At 49.1% G+C, this 16,972-nt stretch carries 17 protein-coding genes; 14 read left to right on the top strand and 3 right to left on the bottom strand.

What is annotated here, in order from left to right; all coding sequences use genetic code 11:
• Positions 1-133 precede the first annotated feature (133 nt).
• The 8 genes from EXG77_RS01235 to EXG77_RS01200 are packed head-to-tail and all read left to right on the top strand — an operon-like array spanning position 134 to position 8,284.
• Positions 134-1,318: a hypothetical protein gene (locus tag EXG77_RS01235; RefSeq protein ID WP_035395649.1), complete on the top strand. Its 1,185-nt coding sequence runs from the start codon at positions 134-136 to the stop codon at positions 1,316-1,318.
• Between the two features lie 26 nt (positions 1,319-1,344).
• The gene (locus tag EXG77_RS01230; RefSeq protein WP_035395647.1) at positions 1,345-2,256 is read left to right on the top strand and encodes an NAD-dependent epimerase/dehydratase family protein; all 912 of its coding nucleotides are present in this window, start codon (positions 1,345-1,347) and stop codon (positions 2,254-2,256) included.
• On the top strand, positions 2,238-3,092 hold the full coding sequence (locus EXG77_RS01225; RefSeq protein WP_023469647.1) for a lysylphosphatidylglycerol synthase transmembrane domain-containing protein: 855 nt from the start codon (positions 2,238-2,240) through the stop codon (positions 3,090-3,092). The genes EXG77_RS01230 and EXG77_RS01225 overlap by 19 nt, the downstream gene beginning before the upstream one ends.
• Positions 3,089-4,525 carry an alkaline phosphatase family protein gene (locus EXG77_RS01220; protein ID WP_035395644.1) on the top strand — a complete coding sequence of 479 codons (1,437 nt, stop codon included), beginning with the start codon at positions 3,089-3,091 and terminating at the stop codon, positions 4,523-4,525. Before EXG77_RS01225 ends, EXG77_RS01220 begins: the two co-directional genes overlap by 4 nt.
• Positions 4,522-5,250: a glycosyltransferase family 2 protein gene (locus EXG77_RS01215; RefSeq protein WP_023469649.1), complete on the top strand. Its 729-nt coding sequence runs from the start codon at positions 4,522-4,524 to the stop codon at positions 5,248-5,250. Before EXG77_RS01220 ends, EXG77_RS01215 begins: the two co-directional genes overlap by 4 nt.
• Positions 5,247-5,981, top strand: a complete 735-nt coding sequence (locus EXG77_RS01210) for a hypothetical protein (protein WP_235515952.1) — start codon at positions 5,247-5,249, stop codon at positions 5,979-5,981. Before EXG77_RS01215 ends, EXG77_RS01210 begins: the two co-directional genes overlap by 4 nt.
• Positions 5,982-5,993: 12 nt before the next feature.
• Positions 5,994-6,911 carry an FTR1 family protein gene (locus EXG77_RS01205; RefSeq protein ID WP_023469651.1) on the top strand — a complete coding sequence of 306 codons (918 nt, stop codon included), beginning with the start codon at positions 5,994-5,996 and terminating at the stop codon, positions 6,909-6,911.
• The gene (locus EXG77_RS01200) at positions 6,908-8,284 is read left to right on the top strand and encodes a hypothetical protein (RefSeq protein WP_035395643.1); all 1,377 of its coding nucleotides are present in this window, start codon (positions 6,908-6,910) and stop codon (positions 8,282-8,284) included. The genes EXG77_RS01205 and EXG77_RS01200 overlap by 4 nt, the downstream gene beginning before the upstream one ends.
• Before the next feature lie 72 nt (positions 8,285-8,356).
• Here EXG77_RS01200 and EXG77_RS01195 read toward each other — a convergent pair whose 3' ends face one another.
• Complete coding sequence (locus EXG77_RS01195) at positions 8,357-8,923, bottom strand: GNAT family N-acetyltransferase (protein WP_035395641.1); 567 nt, start codon at positions 8,921-8,923, stop codon at positions 8,357-8,359.
• A 99-nt stretch (positions 8,924-9,022) separates the two neighbouring features.
• Positions 9,023-9,640, bottom strand: coding sequence for a YitT family protein (locus EXG77_RS01190; protein WP_035395640.1), 618 nt, complete (start codon positions 9,638-9,640; stop codon positions 9,023-9,025).
• Between the two features lie 411 nt (positions 9,641-10,051).
• On the opposite strand from EXG77_RS01190, the gene EXG77_RS01185 reads away from it, so the two are divergent.
• A complete protein-coding gene (locus tag EXG77_RS01185) occupies positions 10,052-11,401 on the top strand; it encodes an FAD-dependent oxidoreductase (protein WP_035395637.1) in 1,350 nt (449 codons plus the stop codon).
• Between the two features lie 210 nt (positions 11,402-11,611).
• On the opposite strand, the gene EXG77_RS01180 is transcribed toward EXG77_RS01185, so the two are convergent.
• The gene (locus EXG77_RS01180; protein ID WP_023469657.1) at positions 11,612-12,094 is read right to left on the bottom strand and encodes a VOC family protein; all 483 of its coding nucleotides are present in this window, start codon (positions 12,092-12,094) and stop codon (positions 11,612-11,614) included.
• 131 nt (positions 12,095-12,225) lie between these two features.
• Between EXG77_RS01180 and EXG77_RS01175 the strand changes: the two genes are divergently transcribed.
• From EXG77_RS01175 to EXG77_RS01155, 5 genes are all read left to right on the top strand, one after another.
• Entirely contained in the window at positions 12,226-13,110 is an 885-nt protein-coding gene (locus tag EXG77_RS01175; protein ID WP_029342871.1) for an SDR family oxidoreductase, read from the top strand.
• 341 nt (positions 13,111-13,451) lie between these two features.
• Entirely contained in the window at positions 13,452-14,003 is a 552-nt protein-coding gene (locus EXG77_RS01170) for a maltose acetyltransferase domain-containing protein (RefSeq protein WP_035395634.1), read from the top strand.
• Between the two features lie 97 nt (positions 14,004-14,100).
• Positions 14,101-14,985: a hypothetical protein gene (locus EXG77_RS01165; RefSeq protein ID WP_035395632.1), complete on the top strand. Its 885-nt coding sequence runs from the start codon at positions 14,101-14,103 to the stop codon at positions 14,983-14,985.
• 19 nt (positions 14,986-15,004) lie between these two features.
• Positions 15,005-15,688, top strand: coding sequence for a response regulator transcription factor (locus EXG77_RS01160; protein ID WP_035395630.1), 684 nt, complete (start codon positions 15,005-15,007; stop codon positions 15,686-15,688).
• Positions 15,685-16,956 (top strand): cell wall metabolism sensor histidine kinase WalK, encoded by a 1,272-nt coding sequence (locus EXG77_RS01155; protein ID WP_035395628.1) that lies wholly within the window; start codon positions 15,685-15,687, stop codon positions 16,954-16,956. Before EXG77_RS01160 ends, EXG77_RS01155 begins: the two co-directional genes overlap by 4 nt.
• Positions 16,957-16,972 lie beyond the last annotated feature (16 nt).

The following is a 16,972-nucleotide window of genomic DNA, read 5'->3' as shown; positions in this document are numbered from 1 at the left end:
GAGCCCTGCTCCAAAGCCGTTTTTTTCTTTAAAGTTCAATTGACAATGAGAATTATTCTCGCTATAGTTAGATTTGTGAAAACGACTACATGACGGAAAACGTCTTATTAATTCTTCTGGGGGAATCACGATTATGAAAAAACGTTTAAAAGTAGCTTCTATCTTCATGGTAGCCGGTATCTTAGCTGCCTGCGGTTCGAATGAAACGGATACGACTGCACCGAAAAAAGAGAAAACGGAACAGTCGACCGAAACTAAATCAGCAGATGCGGGGATCGCTGCAACGACACTGACAGATGAATTGACGATCTTCAGCTCAATCAAAACAGAACTCGACAAAGCAAAAGAAGGACAAGCGATCGATTGGAAGATGGTCACGACAAGTTATGAATCGAAACTAAAAGGTGGTGTCGAGACGACAGCACCAGAAATCGAACAAGTCATCCAGTCTGCTTTAGCAGGTGTGGAAGCGAAGGATCTCGATGAGAACATCGCGCGTCAACTCGTGGATAAAGGTCTACAATCGTATTTCTATAAATTACAAAAAGCAACACAAGCAAAAGCTGAAGAAGCACTCGTAGCTGGTAAACCGGAAGCTGCAACGGAAGCACTCAAGGACGTGGAAGCGATGGCGAAGACCGTCTTCATTCCGACAGCTGAAAAACGGGACGCGAGCTACGGCTTCAAAAACGAAGACGCCATCGCTCAAGCGATCACATCAGGTCTTGCAGCTCAGCAAGAAGCCATCGACGCGAAAGAAATCGGTGACTTCAATGTTGCGAAACAAGTGACGGATAAATCGATTTATCGTTCCTTCTATTTAGCTGCACTCGGTTATGCACAAAAAATCGAGGATGGCGTCAAAGCCGGTACGGACGAAAAAGAATTACAAATGGAACAAGCAGAAGGATATGGCTTCCTCCTCGCGATCGAAGAATCATTAGCGGGCGGAGACGAAGAGGCTGTCAAAACACTGAAAGAGCGCTATGATTTCTCAAAAACAAAGCCAGCTGACGTTTCTTACAAAGAAATCGAAGGATTGTTCGCAAAAGCGTTGACTGAAAAAGTCGACGGGTATCATGAAGAGGCACAAGAAGCGATCGAGAAGAAAGACGTCGATACAGCACGTGCAGAAGCAATGGAAGCGAACATGTTCGTCGTTGCGATGAAACCGACGCTTGAGAATCGTCTCGGCAAGGACAAAGCAGCGCAAGTCGCAAAAGATGCAAACGAATGGTTCGCACTCGTCGAAAAAGGCGACGTCAAGGCTGAAACGACAGGTGAACGGATCACAGACGCACTCGAACCACTTAACTAAGAAGGAAATGGAAACGGAGGGATAAGATGAATATCGGAATCACAGGAGGTGCCGGCTTCATTGGCGCCGCCCTCGCCCTCCGGCTCCAGCAGCACCATACCGTCCATGTACTTGATGCTTTCACGGACTACTATGATGTTCAGTTAAAAGAAGAACGAGCAGCTGCATTAAGACGTGCCGGTGTTACCGTTACGATCGGTGACGTTCATCACGATCTCGACGCCTGGATGGAGACATCGTTCGACGCCGTCTTTCATCTCGCAGCTCTTCCAGGTGTTCCGCGTTCGCTCGAGGAACCGCATCACTATATTCGTGAGGACATCGATATGACGGTGACCTTGTTAGAAGCCGCAAAAAGACATGGCATGCCGCATGTCTTTTTCGCGTCTTCTTCTTCCGTTTACGGGGAACAGACTGGTCCGCTGAAAGAAGATCAGGCAACGGGACACGTCGCCAGTCCTTATGCGGCAGCCAAGTATAGTGCCGAAAGCTTTTGTCATGCTTATGCTCATTTATATGATGTAAACGTGACGCTGTTTCGCTTCTTTACGGTCTATGGTCCTTCGGGTCGTCCTGATATGGCGCTGTTTCGATTCATCGAACAGGCATTACGCGGAGAGGCACTCACCGTCTTCGGTGATCCGATCCGTGACTTCACGTATATCGATGACATCACCCGCGGAATGGAACAGGCGTTGCTGGCTCGTGCAGTAGGGACGTATAACCTCGGCGCGAATCAGCCGGTCTCCGTCCGCACTCTAGCTGAACGGATCGGTCAACGGTTTGATGTGCCCGTGCAAACTCAAACTGCACGACGTGGGGACGTGACGATGACATGGAGTGATACGACGGCTGCAAAAGAAGCCTTCGGTTACCAACCGTCAATCGAGATCGATGTTGGACTGGAGCAGGTGATCGCGTGGCATCAAAACCGCTGATTCGAACGTTTCTGTATCTGACGCTTACCGGGCTTGTCATCTTTTTACTGCTCCGTTTTTTCCTGGAGTTACCGGTCTCGTATCGGTACATTGAAGCTTTATTCAAGAGTCCCTGGACGATCCTTGCAACCTTGACGTATGCGATCGCCTTTTATTTACGCGCGGTCGCCTGGCGCCGCGCCGATGCCAAACGTGCACCGACTGCTGTATACCTGTCGAGCCTGTATCTCGGACTGACGATCAATCATCTCTCACCGGTCAAACTGGGAGAGATGATCCGACTCGTGACGGCGAGAGCCGTCGGAAGTCCATGGAAACAGACGAGCGCGATCTTCGTCTTACAACGAAGTATTGACTTGATCGTTCTGTGTACCTTCATTCTGATCGGTTGGTTGTTTCACCCAATCGTCTTGCTCGTCGCGCTCCTTGCGACCGCGTTATTGCTCGTGTTACGCCGACATGTCCCGCATCTCCCATCGCTCGTTCTGTTCGGAACGCTCGCTTGGGCAGTCGAGGCACTCGCCGTCTTCCTCCTCTTGCACGGAGCAGGTATCGATGTGTCCTTCCCGACGACATTGATTGCGATGAGTGCCGGTGTCCTGTCCGGTGTGATTCAGTTCACGCCGGGTGGTCTCGGTACGTATGAACTCGCGATGGGTACGGTGTTACGGCAAGCCGGTGTTGCCCATGCGTACGACGTTGCCTTGATGACGCACTTCTTTAAATATGCCTTTGCTTTTCTCATTCCGCTGTACGTTCTCATTCGGCATCCGGCTACGCTTCGGTTGTTGATTCGTCAGCTCAAATACACTGATTGGAAAGGAGGAAGACGATGAAAAGCGCTTCTCGCTTTGAAAAAGTCGCAGCACGCGCCTGGAACTTACTCAATGAAGGAAAACCCTTCACACCCATTTTTACGATCGGCGTCTTCTTGACGTACGCCTTATGGACGCAGATGCCACTCGCAGAAGCTGGTCTTGGTTTCATCGTGACGCTTCCTTTGTTCATCTTGCTTTGGCGTTATGATTTTCCGTTATTTTTACGAAATTACCTTTGGATCCCGGTCATCGTTTGGCTGTTCCTTCGGGGTACGAATGCAGATTACTTACCTTTGTTCGCCTATGGCGCAGGTCTTTATTTCTTCTTCACGATTTTTTTCTGGGGAACGATCTATTATCATCTCCGGATCGGAACGCGCTGGACAAACTTCACGCGTTTTTGGAAACTCGTTCTGAAGAATAGTGATTCGACAAGTGGTAACGCGCAGGAGCAACTGCCTAAGGTTGCTCTGTTGCTCATGTACTGGTGGACGGCAAATGACGCGTCGACACTCGACATGACGTTCATCTGGTTCCCAATTGGTCTATTCGTCTTTGCATGGATCCTGCATCACTACCTGTTCGACTGGAAACCGAAGTTGCCCGAGGCAATGACGGTAGATGCCAATCTTCCGACTTCAGAAAAAGTCTATGTCCTGATTGTCGACGGGATGCGTAAAGATCGCTACATGGCAGCAAACACGCCGTTCCTCGAACGATTGCGTCAGGAAGGAACGGAATATACGAATATGGAGACGGTTTACCCTGCCCGGACCGTCGTCTGCTTCAGTTCGATGTTCACCGGTGCTCGCCCGGAAGATCATGGCATTCATTCGAACATGGTCTGGAATACGACCGGCGTTAAAACGGATACCGTCTTCGATCGCCTCCGTGCCGTTGACAAGTCAGGAAAAATCCTTGGTATCGCACACCTTGTCGATGCGTTCGGTTCAACCGACGTGCGGACCGTCACAGCAGTCATGCATAACGATGTTGCAGATCGAAATATCGTAGAACGTGCCAAACAAATCGTCCATGAAGAGGATCCGGATCTGCTCGCGATTCAGTTGATCGGAACGGATCAAACGGGACACAGTCGAGGCACTCTCTATTCCGAGTATGTCGAAAAAATCGAGGAAGCGGATGCGCTCCTTTCCGAGTTTTGTGAGGAGCTCGATCGCCTTGGTAAACTCGAGGATGCGACACTCATCGTCATGGCGGATCACGGTCAAGCGGACGGAATCGGTGGACACGGTCACTTGGATGAAGGCGAACGGTTCGTTCCGTTCTGGATGTATGGTAAGAACGTTCATGCCGGTCTGAAAGTGGATACGCACCGCCATATCCTGTCACTCGGACCAACGATCACAAAAGTCCTAGGGGCAGACATCCCGCACGATAGCCGTGGTGTGCTATTGACAGAAGCGTTCAAGGAGGCGAAGTCTAAATGAAAATCATCGTCTTTTTACCGGCCTACAATGAGGAAGTGTCGCTCCCACTCGTCTTAAAACGGATCCCGGACATGATCGACGGTATTCCGGTCGAGACCCTCGTCATCGATGATGGTTCGACTGATGCGACGAGTACGATCGCGCGTCAACACGGCGCACATGTCTATCGGTTCGAACAAAATCAAGGACTCGGCGCTGCAGTCCGGGAAGGACTCCGGCAATCCTACGAACTTGACGCGGATGTTGCTGTCATGATCGATGCGGATAACGAATATCCGGCCGATCAAATCCCGGATATCGTGCGACCGATCTTACACAATCAGGCCGACTACGTATTCGGTTCTCGCTTTCTCGGTACCGTCGACGGGATGCGACTCTATCGCTATATCGGGAATCATGTCTTCACGTGGTTGCAATGCCTTTTATTGAAACGTAAAATCCATGATGGTCAAAGTGGAATGCGTGCTTTTTCACGCGCAGCGTGTCACCATGCTGAGATTATTCACGATTATAACTATGCCCAAGTCTTAACTCTCAATCTCGTCCGAAAAGGCTTCCGCCTGCACGAAGTCCCGATTCGTTATCGGGTCCGGGAAGCAGGAAAGTCTTTTATCCGTCTGAATTACGTCCAACGTGTCCTCCCCGCAATTTACCGGGAATGGCGACGACCGATCACACAGCTTAGCGTTGAAGAACGCATGGAACGAAAGGAGCATCTCGGATGAAACGCCTTCTTTTGCTACCGCTCCTCCTGCTCTCACTGTTCGTGAGCACTTCCACGGTTTCCGCTTATAGTTACGGAGACCCAGGAAAGGAAGCTTTTGCGGAAGCGTATAAACAATTTGAAGAACAACTCGATGCCAAGGATTACGCGCTTGCGAAAGAGACGCTTGCCGCCTATGATAAAGAATTCAAACTGTATTTCCCTGAAGCGAAAGCGAAGATCGACACGGCTCTCGAACAAGAAGATGCCGAGGCTGCCAAACAAGCGTATCGCGTCGCTCTCCGCCAAAATATCGAACGTCGCCTGCACTTTGCTGAAGAGCAGTTCGAGGACTTCGGTCAAGCGAAACTCTTACTCGCGAAAGCCCGCGGGACATACGATGTGCTCGCACCTTACGTCAAGGAAAGCAAGGATGCACAAACATCCGATGACGTGTATACTGCATTTGATGAATCCTTAAAAGCACTCGGAAATCCTGGTCTGTTTGGGGTCGGGAAAAAAGCGAGTGATGAAGAATCCTTCAAGAAGAACATTACGATGATCGAAGATACGTTGACGCCTCTTTTCGTCCTGCCGGGTGAAGAAAAAACAGGCGTCTTCACAGAAGAAGACTCCTTCCTCGGTCAAACGTTCGGAACGGACGCGATTTGGAAATTGATTGCGCTCGGACTCGTCATCGTCCTCATCGTCATCGTCGTCATTGGTCAATGGAAGAAGAAACGCCGCTCATAAGGAGGAAGACAGATGGATTTTCAAGCGTTTTTGATTACGCTTCGGGAGTGTCTCGAGGCTGTTCTCATCGTTGGGTTGATCTTAGGTTATCTCGATCGATTGAACGCTCCACAATATAAAAAGTGGGTCTACGCAGGTGTCGGGTTGGCACTTCTCGCTAGCCTTGGTGTCGCGTTCCTGTTCCAAGTCGTCTTTACGAGTTTTGCGAGCTTCGGAAGCGATACGTATCTCCGTCTCGGCATCATGATGGTCTCCGTCCTGCTCTTGACACACATGGTCCTCTGGATGGGAAAGGAAGCGAAAGAGAATCAAAAAGCCTCCCAAGCGAAGGTCGCCGCTGCCGTCTCGACGGGTAGTGCCATCACGATGATCATCCACTCCTTCCTCGTCATCGTTCGAGAAGGAATTGAGACCGTCTTCTTCTTCGCTGCCATCTCAGGTGGGGAAATCGAAAAAGTACTGACGAGTTACGGTGCGGTTTCCGGTCTGTTACTCGCCTTGATCTTCGGATACTTATTCGTTTCCGGTTCCATGAAGATTCCCGTCAAACGCTTCTTCCAAGTAACGGGCGTACTCATTCTATTCATCGCAGCCGGCATGCTCGTCCAAACGATTGGACGCTTCCAAGATCTTGGTTTGCTCGGTAGTCTCTTGATGAATGCTGACGGCACACCAGCTGCTGTATACAATATCGTCGGCTTCATGCCGGAGCACTATATCGATCAGGTGCAATACTTGCGTGATACAGGAAACTCGACATTGATCAGTGGACAGATCGGAACGTTCATGGCCGCGATGTTCGGATACAGCCATAACCCATCGCTCGAACAAGTCGTCGCTTGGTGGGGCTACTTCGCCTTTGCCGGTTGGATGTTGCTCCGTCAAAACAAACCATCGAAGTCATCAAAGTCCTTACAGGAGGTTTCTTGACCGTCCGAAGCGATCGTTCACGTCCGCGTGGACGATCGCTTTTTTGGATCACGCTTCTATTCATCGGTGGCTGGATTGGTTTACGGATCATTTACGTCAGTCCCTTCATCGCGAGCTACGATATTGCGAACTTTACGCTCGCTGTGACCGATTATGATTTGGCTGATTTACGTCCGCACTTTCCGGGTTATCCCTTTTTCATCTTATTTGCCAACCTGTTTCTGCCACTGATGATACCTGTCAAAGCGCTCGGACTCGTCTCCACACTAGGACTGGCAAGTGCGCTCTTGCCACTTTACTCGCTCTTTCGCCGTCATGCGTATGATACGACTCGGCTGATCGCTGCCTTTACCGTTCTCTCCACTGCCTCACTCGTGACGTTCGCTGCGACAGGGATGTCGGATGGGCTCGCCCTCGGACTACTCGTCTGGTACGGCTGGAGCATCGAACGCGCACGGCATCAGATTCGTCGCTGGCTCCCGTATCTTCTATTTGGTTTACTGATGGCGACTCGACTGTCCTATGCGCCGTTTGGTTTCATGTTGCTTGTCCTGCTGTGGCAGGTACGAAAGGATTACTGGCAACTCTTATCCGAGTGCGCCCTTCTTGTTCTCGCACAGCTGGCTTGGTTGCTACCGGTCGCTTTTTCTGTCGGTGGACCCTACTCGTTTCTTCAATTATCACTCCGCTTCGTCAGCGGTCATTTTTCCGATTGGGGTGGTTCTGTTCAGACCGATGATGCTTCTATCGTTCAACGATTTGTTCAGACGCTTCAGCAACTCTTCTGGCATGGGATCGGTTATGGCACGTGGATCGGACTAGTGTCAGGACTGATGCTGTTTTTACGCAGACGTTGGACGGTCGATGTCGCTTGGGGAGCGACGGCTGGCCTCTATTTCGTCTGGGTCTGGCTCGGACAAAATATCGATAAACCCCGTCACGTCTTACCGCTTGTCCTATTGCTACTCATCTGGTCAATTCGTCAGCTTCCGTTGCGGATGTATCTGCCGTTTTTAGTCGTTCAGTTGGTGATCGGTAGCCTCGCGTTGAACGAACAAGCAACGCGTCCTCCGGCGACGATTGAACTAGCGCGTTACGTAACGACTCTTCCAATCGGCGCGACAGTCTTTACCGACGAGGAAGCTCGCCAATTCCAGTCCGAACGACCGGATGCCGCAATCGTTCCGATCGGTTCGGTCAGTAAATGGAACGCAGAACCAAAATCCGATCAGAGTTACGTGACTGGTCGATTGCTCGAGCGCCTCCACGCTCAAGGCGTGCGACCAAACGTCAAACAAATCGTTCGCTTCACGAGTGATGCCCGCTACGAACCAGAAGACGCGCAAGCGATGCTGTATCAACTAACGCCTTGATGGCACAATTGCATGCATACGAAAAACCATGTCGATTCCCGAATGACATCGTGGAGATCGACATGGTTTTTTTCATTGCTGCGTATCGTAACGACGTTCCATATAATCAAAGGTACCACCGCTGATTTCAATCGTCCGAATCGGTTCGAAGCCGAGACGACGATACAGGCGCTGTGCCCCGGCGTTCGTTTGATCAGCGTTTAAGGTGAACGCTTGTAGTCCTCGTTTCTCGCCCTCTTCCGCTGCTGCCTGAAGCAGTTCCGTACCAATTCCTTTTCCGCCATGACGCGCGTCAACCGATAAAGTATCCAAGTAATAGACCGGACCTTCCGTCTCGACGTCAATCTGGACGTCTTGACCCGTCCAGCGCTTCAGTTGGTCTTTGATCGGTTCGTCGAGTTGTTCGGCATCCGTCCCGGCATACGCAATGACGATTCCCGCTACTTCACCCTCGATGATTTTCACGAGGATGTTCTCATGGCTCAGTCGGTTTCCTGTTTCAGCGACGAAGTACGCGAGTCTCTCTAAAATGTCCTCCCGCTTTGTCGTTCCCGTCAATGTCTCAGCGATCTCATGAATTGCTTGCTCAATCAAGGGGGCAATCTGTTGTGCTTCAGAAGCATGTGCTTGTCGAATCATTTAGTCGTTCTCCTTTGAATTTTTCTCATCCATAAACCTGAAAAATCGGACTCGACGATGTCGAATCCGATACATGATTTTTTTAGACATTCATCCATTTCACTGCGTGACTTTTTGTACGACAGGTGCCGGTACGATGACAGGCTCCCGTGTCATGACAGCAACGACACGTCCAGCGATCGCTACAGCCAGTAACGTATATAACGTTAAGCTGAGCGGCAGATAGACGAGTGAGATGACTAACACGATGGCATCGAGTCCGAACAAGATCGTCCCGATCGATAGACCTGTCAGTTTGCTGAGTCCCATCGATAACAAATCGTCTCCACCTGTTGCCGCTCCACTTTTCAAAACAAGTCCGAGACCATATCCGGTCACGATGCCACTAGCGATTGCTGCGATGAGCGTCGCTGGCCAAGTCTGTTCTGGAAAGTGGAACAAATCGAGTCGGTGCCACATCTCATAAAAGATTGATAACGCACCTGCTGAAAGTAACGCTTCACTGACGAAACGTTTCCCTTTGAAGTACAAGGCACCAATGAAAAATGGAATATCGAGCACGATCATTGAGATCGAAGGATTGATATCAAAAAAGTATCGACCGAGCAACGATAATCCGATGAAGCCGCCTTCTGCTAATCCGAACTGTTCATTCAATGTGTAGTAACCGAACGCCATGATGAGCGTACCGGTTAAGATGGTTGCGATTCGTTTCATGTTTTATTGTCCTCTCCCGTTTACATCGTGGGAGAGGTTTTATACGTCCCGTTTGGGTATTCATCTATTTTCGCTCTCCCTGATTTTTATAAGCCATTACCGTCTTGTTCGTTTTGACCGGTACTGCTAAAAATCAGGTAAGCTGAATAGATGATTGGTCCTCTCGGTATCCATCGGTTTCCACCCCTTCATTAAAAATCTACATTCATTATAACCCGAATTTCAGTAACTAAAACAGTTTTACGCATTCTTCACATAATCCAAACACTTTTGCTCACTCATTCACAATTTAGACAAGATTATGCTCAACATTGAACAAACTACTTGAAAACGACCTTGTGAAGGATTACACTAAGTATATCAAATGAATGTGATATTTATCACAAACAAAACACAAAGGAGACTTTACCCATGAAAGTAGCAGTCATCGGATGTACACACGCAGGAACAGCAGCAGTCAAAGAACTCGCTTCGCAACAAGACGTCGAGATTACCGTTTATGAGCGGAATGACAATGTATCGTTTCTCTCTTGTGGAATCGCGCTTCACGTCGGTGGTGTCGTCAAACATGCGGAATCACTTTTCTACTCATCACCAAGTGAACTCGCTGAACTCGGCGCTGAGATGCGTCTGAAACATGATGTGCTTGAAATCGATAGTGAACGCCAAACGATCGTTGCGAAAAACCTCATGACTGGTGAAGTCGTTTACGATACGTACGATAAACTCATCATGACGACAGGATCATGGCCAATCATTCCGATGCTTCCTGGCATCGAGTTGAATCAAATCGAGCTCTGTAAAAACTATCACCATGCTCAAACAATCATTGAAAAAGCGACAGAAGCACAACGGATCACAGTCGTTGGTGCAGGGTATATCGGTGCTGAACTCGTCGAAGCGTTTGAAGCATACGGAAAAGACGTCACGTTCATTGATAGTGCGGATCGCATTCTCAACAAATACCTCGACCGCTCATTCACTGACGTCATCGAACGTGAATTGACAGACCGTGGTATTCGTCTCGAACTCGGGCAAACCGTCCAAAGCTTCAAAGGGGAAAACGGCGCTGTGACACACGTCGTCACAGACAAAGGAACGTTCGAAACGGATCTCGTCATTCTCTGTGTCGGTTTCCGCCCAAGTACGGAACTCTTAAAAGGACAGGTCGACATGCTACCGAACGGTGCCATCATCGTTGACGATTATATGCGCACAAGCAACCCGAACATCTTTGCTGCTGGTGACAGCTGTGCCGTCTATTATAATCCAGCTCGGACACATGCCTATATTCCACTCGCAACGAATGCTGTCCGGATGGGAACATTGATCGGTAAAAACTTGCGCGCACCAAAAATTCGCTACCAAGGAACACAAGGCACATCAGGTCTTCGCTTATATGATTTGAATATCGCATCGACTGGTTTGACAGAAGAAGCGGCACCCTTGTTCGGACTTGAAGTGAGTAGCACGACAGTCACAGATGCGTATCGCCCAGAGTTCATGCCAACAGCAGAAGACGTCCAATTGAAGCTCGTCTTCGAGACAGCAACCCATCGTGTCGTCGGTGCACAAATCATCTCAAAAGTTGATTTGACACAAGCGATGAACACACTTTCTGTCGCCATTCAAAATGATATGACACTTGAAGAACTCGCTTTCGTCGACTTCTTCTTCCAACCGCACTATAACAAACCATGGAACTTGCTGAACCAAGCAGCTCTGCAAGCAATGAATGAGCGTCAATCCGCTCGTGTCTAAGCGCATTACACGATAAATCAAACAAGCAACGGATCACCGTTGCTAGTTTTAGACTGAAGACAAAGCGCAATTTTTCTCTAACGAAAAGGATTGCGCTTTTTTGTTCGTCTCGAATCGTTTTCCTGGGACAAGCATCGCGCCGCTTCGCTTCACTGCAGGGTCGCTCCTGCTTGTTTTTTCCTAGGAAGCGATTTCGAATGAAAACCCCAGTTATGTCGTCTTTTTCTCCGATTCAGTCTCAAATAGATGCTGCCAGTCCTGATACGGCATTGTGCCATTCACCGTTTTCATGTCAAAGCGTAACGGTGCAATCAATTCGAGCGAATTGCCATCCGGATCCTCGAAGTAGATCGCCGCGTGCGCATGTGGATGGTTATCGAGAACAAGCGGTTGATCGGCTGCCGCTACACCAAACGCAGATCGAACGGTAATGCCCCTCTCCTTTAACCAGTCCTGTGCTTTATCGATATTTTCTTGCTCCATCCGAAACGCAACATGTCGAATCGACGGATGATACGGTAACTCAGCTTGACCAGCTTTCCATAGCCCCAACCAACTCTTACCGTGCTCGATCCAAAAGAAAGCGACGCGTTCATTTCGGAACGCACATGCAAGTCCCAATTTTTCATAAAAGGCAATCGATCGTTCGAGTTCTTTAACCGGTAAATGAGCTTCATACAGTCCAGCAATCATCTTCTTCACACTCCTCTTTTTCTAGTGTAAACCATCAATTTCCAAATTTGCTACCATCAGAAACGTTTAATCCGACCTGTTGAGGGAACATACACCCTATACCAAAACCAACTTTCAGGAGGAATGTTTACATGGCTGCATCGAAAAATCCGTTAACCCAATACTTCAATGACGATTTCCCAAAACAATATCAGGACGCACCAGCGGTTCAAGCAAAAATGGAACCTGTTCCCGATTGTGGAGAAGAGAGTTATAAAGGCTCTGGCAAATTGATCGGCAAAAAAGCACTGATTACGGGTGGCGACTCCGGCATCGGCCGAGCAGCAGCAATCGCCTACGCTCGTGAAGGGGCTGACATCGTGCTCAACTACTTACCAGAAGAACAACAGGATGCTGAAGAGGTCAAAGCACTCGTTGAAGCAGCGGGACAAAAAGCATATCTCTTACCTGGTGATTTAAGTGATGAAGCGTTCTGTGGACAACTCGTCAAAGAAGCACACGAATCGCTCGGCGGGCTCGACATTTTGGCACTTGTCGCTGGTAAACAACAAGCCGTCGAAGATATTCTCGACTTGTCGACGGAGCAACTACGCAAAACATACGAAATCAACGTCTTTTCCCTCTTCTGGGTCGTCAAAGCAGCCTTGCCACTCTTGAAAGAAGGGGCTTCGATCATTACGACGACATCCGTTCAAGGATATAACCCAAGCGCGAACCTCTTGGATTATGCATCGACGAAGTTTGCTATCAACGGTTTCACGCGTGGACTTGCTAAACAAGTCGCGCCAAAAGGAATCCGTGTCAACTCCGTCGCACCTGGTCCGATTTGGACACCGCTTCAAATCTCGGGTGGTCAGCCAAGCGAGAACATTCCAGAGTTCGGGCAGGAAACACCACTGAAACGCAGTGGTCAACCTGTCGAACTATCAGATGTCTATGTCTTCCTCGCTTCAGACGCTGCGAGCTATGTTACGGCGCAAATCTATGGTGTCACAGGCGGAATCGAATTAGCATAAGAATTGTATTTGACGGGAATGACTCAAAAGTCAGTTTCTACAAAGACCAGGGTGGCAGAATGATAATCTGCCACCCTTTTCTCGTAAAAAAAGAAGTGCTCGTTACACGCGACTCCTACAGGAAAAAGCGCATTTTTGCGCTGTCAGAGACAAACAAGACCCGCTTTCCTGCTGAAGAAAGCAGGAAAGCTGGCTTGTGTCTCGCCTGAGGAAAGGACGTGAAAAGACGAGTCACTCTTTTTTGAGTCAGCCCCCTTTACGTATATCTTAACGGGATATCAGTTGCATCACCGGGTACCATTTAGTCTAATGAAAGTAATAACGATGAAGGAGTGAATCAGATGACTGAAAAAGAAAAGATGATTCAAGGGGAACTCTACTTAGCACAAGATCCGGAACTCGTAGCTGACCGTATCCGGGCACAATCGCTCTGTTATGAGTTCAATCAATTGAGTGTTCATGATGGGACTAAACGGAAGGCACTTCTTCAACAATTATTCCAGACGGAGCAAGCCGACTTTTACATTGAACCGACCTTTAAATGTGACTATGGCTACAACATTACGTTAGGGGCTCGCTTTTATGCCAACTACGACTGTGTCTTGCTCGATATTTGTCCGATCACGATTGGTGACAACTGCATGCTTGCTCCAGGAGTACATATCTATACTGCGACCCATCCACTCGATCCTGTCGAGCGCAACAGCGGTTATGAATTCGGGAAACCGGTCGTCATCGGGAATAACGTCTGGATCGGTGGACGCGCGGTCATCAATCCCGGTGTGACGATCGGAGATAATGCTGTCATCGCCTCAGGTAGTGTCGTCGTCAAGGATGTACCGGCAAACAGCGTCGTCGGTGGAAATCCAGCCCGAGTCATCAAAACAATCTAATTCTCATCAAATTCTAATCTGTTCCTCAGCTTCCTTTCACATGGTCTGGTTATTCTATGTATAAGAACAACAGCCACTACTAAAGGAGGACATCATCATGACTGAAAAACGAACAGATAAAGGGAATAAACGTTTCAAAAAAGGAATCGCTACACTTGCCGTAACGGGTACAGTCTTAACAGGAGCCGGTGCGTTCCTACTCTTCACAGGTCCGGGACACTCTCTCGTCAACTCGACGGTCACCACTTCACAGCAGGCAGAGCAAAAAGTCGAAGCTGCTTCGCGCCAAGTCGAACAAAAGCTTCCTGCTTCGATGCGTGACGATCAAGAAATCGAAGGCACATTACAAAAACTATCGGATCGTTCAATGACGATCGACGTCAACGGTGACACTCAGACGTATGACTTTGCTTCGTCAGTCGAACGCGAAGCCGTGCAAGAAGGCGATTGGGTCAAAATCGATCTGAATGCGAATCAGCAAATCACGGAACTGGAGCGAGAAGATCAAGACGATCGGAATGACCGAGAGGACGATGGCAATCGCTCAGATGATTCATCAGACGATGCGAATGAACGGTACGGCATCCTTCGTGCCCTATCACAAAGTGAATTGACACTCGAACAAGATGGACAAGAGACGGTCTACGCGATTGCGGATCGTGCGGAACGCGACGCTGCGAAATCTGGGGATATCGTGAAAATCGAATTGAATGCAGACGGTCAAGTCCGTGAAATCGACCGCGAAGATGACGACGAGAATCGTAATGCTACACGCGACGAAGACGGTGACGATGCACGGGAACAAGAAGTCCGCGGCACGCTCGCTAAAATAACGAATCAAGAAATCATCATCGAACAGAATGGTACGCAAAAATCGTACTCTCGTGCATCAAACATGGAACAAGATGATGACATCCGAGTCGGTGGTTCCGTTAAACTTGAGTTAAACGCGTCAGACGAAGTGAAAGAAATCGATGAATGATCATTAAAGGAGGATGTTTATGCCAACTACCATCTTAATCGTTGAGGACGATGCGAAAATCGCACGCCTCCTTGAACTCGAACTCCAATATGCCGGGTACGCGACACGTGTCGCCCCCAACGGAAAAGATGGTCTCGCTGCCGCTGAGCATTCGGTTGATCTCGTCTTACTCGACGTGATGATGCCGGAGCTGAGCGGCTTCGAGGTGTTGCGCAGGCTCCGTGGAAAAGGTATTCATATCCCCGTCATTATGCTAACAGCACGTGGGGAAGTTTACGATAAGGTCGCAGGACTCGATCTTGGTGCGAATGATTATGTGACGAAACCGTTCGAGATGGAGGAACTCCTTGCCCGGATCCGTGCGTTACTACGCACTCCGACTTCAACTAGTAACGCATCGCGCACGTTACAGTTCGCAGATCTTGTACTCGATCTTGATCGACATGAAGCATTTCGCGATGAATTGCGACTCGATTTGACACCACGGGAGTTCGAACTCCTGACGTATTTACTGGAAAACAAAGAACATGTCCTGACACGCGAACAAATCTTAAATCGCGTCTGGGGATACGATTACTTCGGCGAGACGAATATCGTCGACGTCTACATCCGTTACCTTCGAAAAAAAGTCGATGCTCACCCTCCTGCTTTGATCCAGACCGTTCGTGGGGTTGGTTATGTACTGAGGGAGGCGAACCCATGAAGCTTCGAACGAAACTTGCTTTATCCGTCACCGCCTTTACGACACTTTTATTGTTGCTTTCGTTCATCGTCGTGACCTTCGTCGTCCGCAATCATTTGATTGAATCGCGTTATACCCAACTGGAACAGGCGGAGGAATTGATGGAGGATGATTCATCGGTCCGGGCATTGTTGACGCTTCATGAGGATTCCGTCGTCTTATCGAACGAAGATGGACGATGGGTCATTTCAAATGATGAAGATGACGACGACTCGTCTACCGTTAACGGAGACGTACAAGCAAGTGACCTACCCGGTATCCCGCGTTCGAACGAACCTTTCAAATCTGGTGATTGGTTCGGTATCGTCTATCAGGATCAAGCCTATTTATTCGAAGATGAAAGCGTCGATGATACGGTCTCGACACTCGTCTTGACCTTCACCATCGTGTTGGTCGTTGGAATCGTCATCGCGTTCATCAGTAGCTTCTGGATTGCGTATCAGACGCTCCGCCCGCTCAGGCAACTGAATGATACGATGCAACGGATCTCGTCTTCTGGAACGCTTGAGACCGTGCAGACCGAACGTGATGATGAGATCGGTCGCCTCGGTCGCGTCTTCAATCAGATGATTGGGCGTGTCGATCAGACGATGGAACAACAACGGCAGTTCGTCGCCGATGTCTCGCATGAGATGAAGACACCGCTGACCGTCATCGAAGGGTATGCGCAATTATTGAAGCGATGGGGCAAAACGAAGCCGGACGTCCTCGATGAATCGATTGAAAATATCTTACAGGAGACGCATGCGATGCGGACGACCTTGATCGAGCCCATGCTCGAACTGTCTCGTCTCGGTTATGAAGAAACGTCTGTCGAAGAGATTGACTTAGCCGAGCTTGGGAGCGAACTCGCTGATCGGATGTATCACGCGACAGGGACGATCATCCCTGTTGATGCCTCTGGAACGATCCTGGCGAATCGCGAAGCGGTGCTACGCATCTTGACGATTTATATCGATAATGCCCTGAAATATGCCACTTCTCCTGAATTGCATCTGCGCAAGGAGCGACTCGCTGTTCTTGATCGAGGAACATCTCTAACGAACGAAGAACGTACCCGGTTATTTGACCGGTTTTACCGACTTGATGCAGCACGCGATCGTTCAGGAAGTGGACTCGGATTGTCGATTGCTGCAGCTCTAGCGACGACGCATCATTTTCAGGTCGGTAGTGAAGCCCGTCAACCAGATGGCAGTTGTTTCTATCTGATTCCCGAGCAGTCTAAATGAAACTTTTTCTACATTT

Origin of the sequence: Exiguobacterium sp. OS-77 (genome assembly GCF_000414195.2) — a bacterium.
GTDB classification, from domain to species: domain Bacteria; phylum Bacillota; class Bacilli; order Exiguobacteriales; family Exiguobacteriaceae; genus Exiguobacterium_A; species Exiguobacterium_A indicum.
The sequence above is the reverse complement of the archived record's forward strand: the minus strand, read 5'-3'. Positions and strand labels throughout refer to the sequence as shown.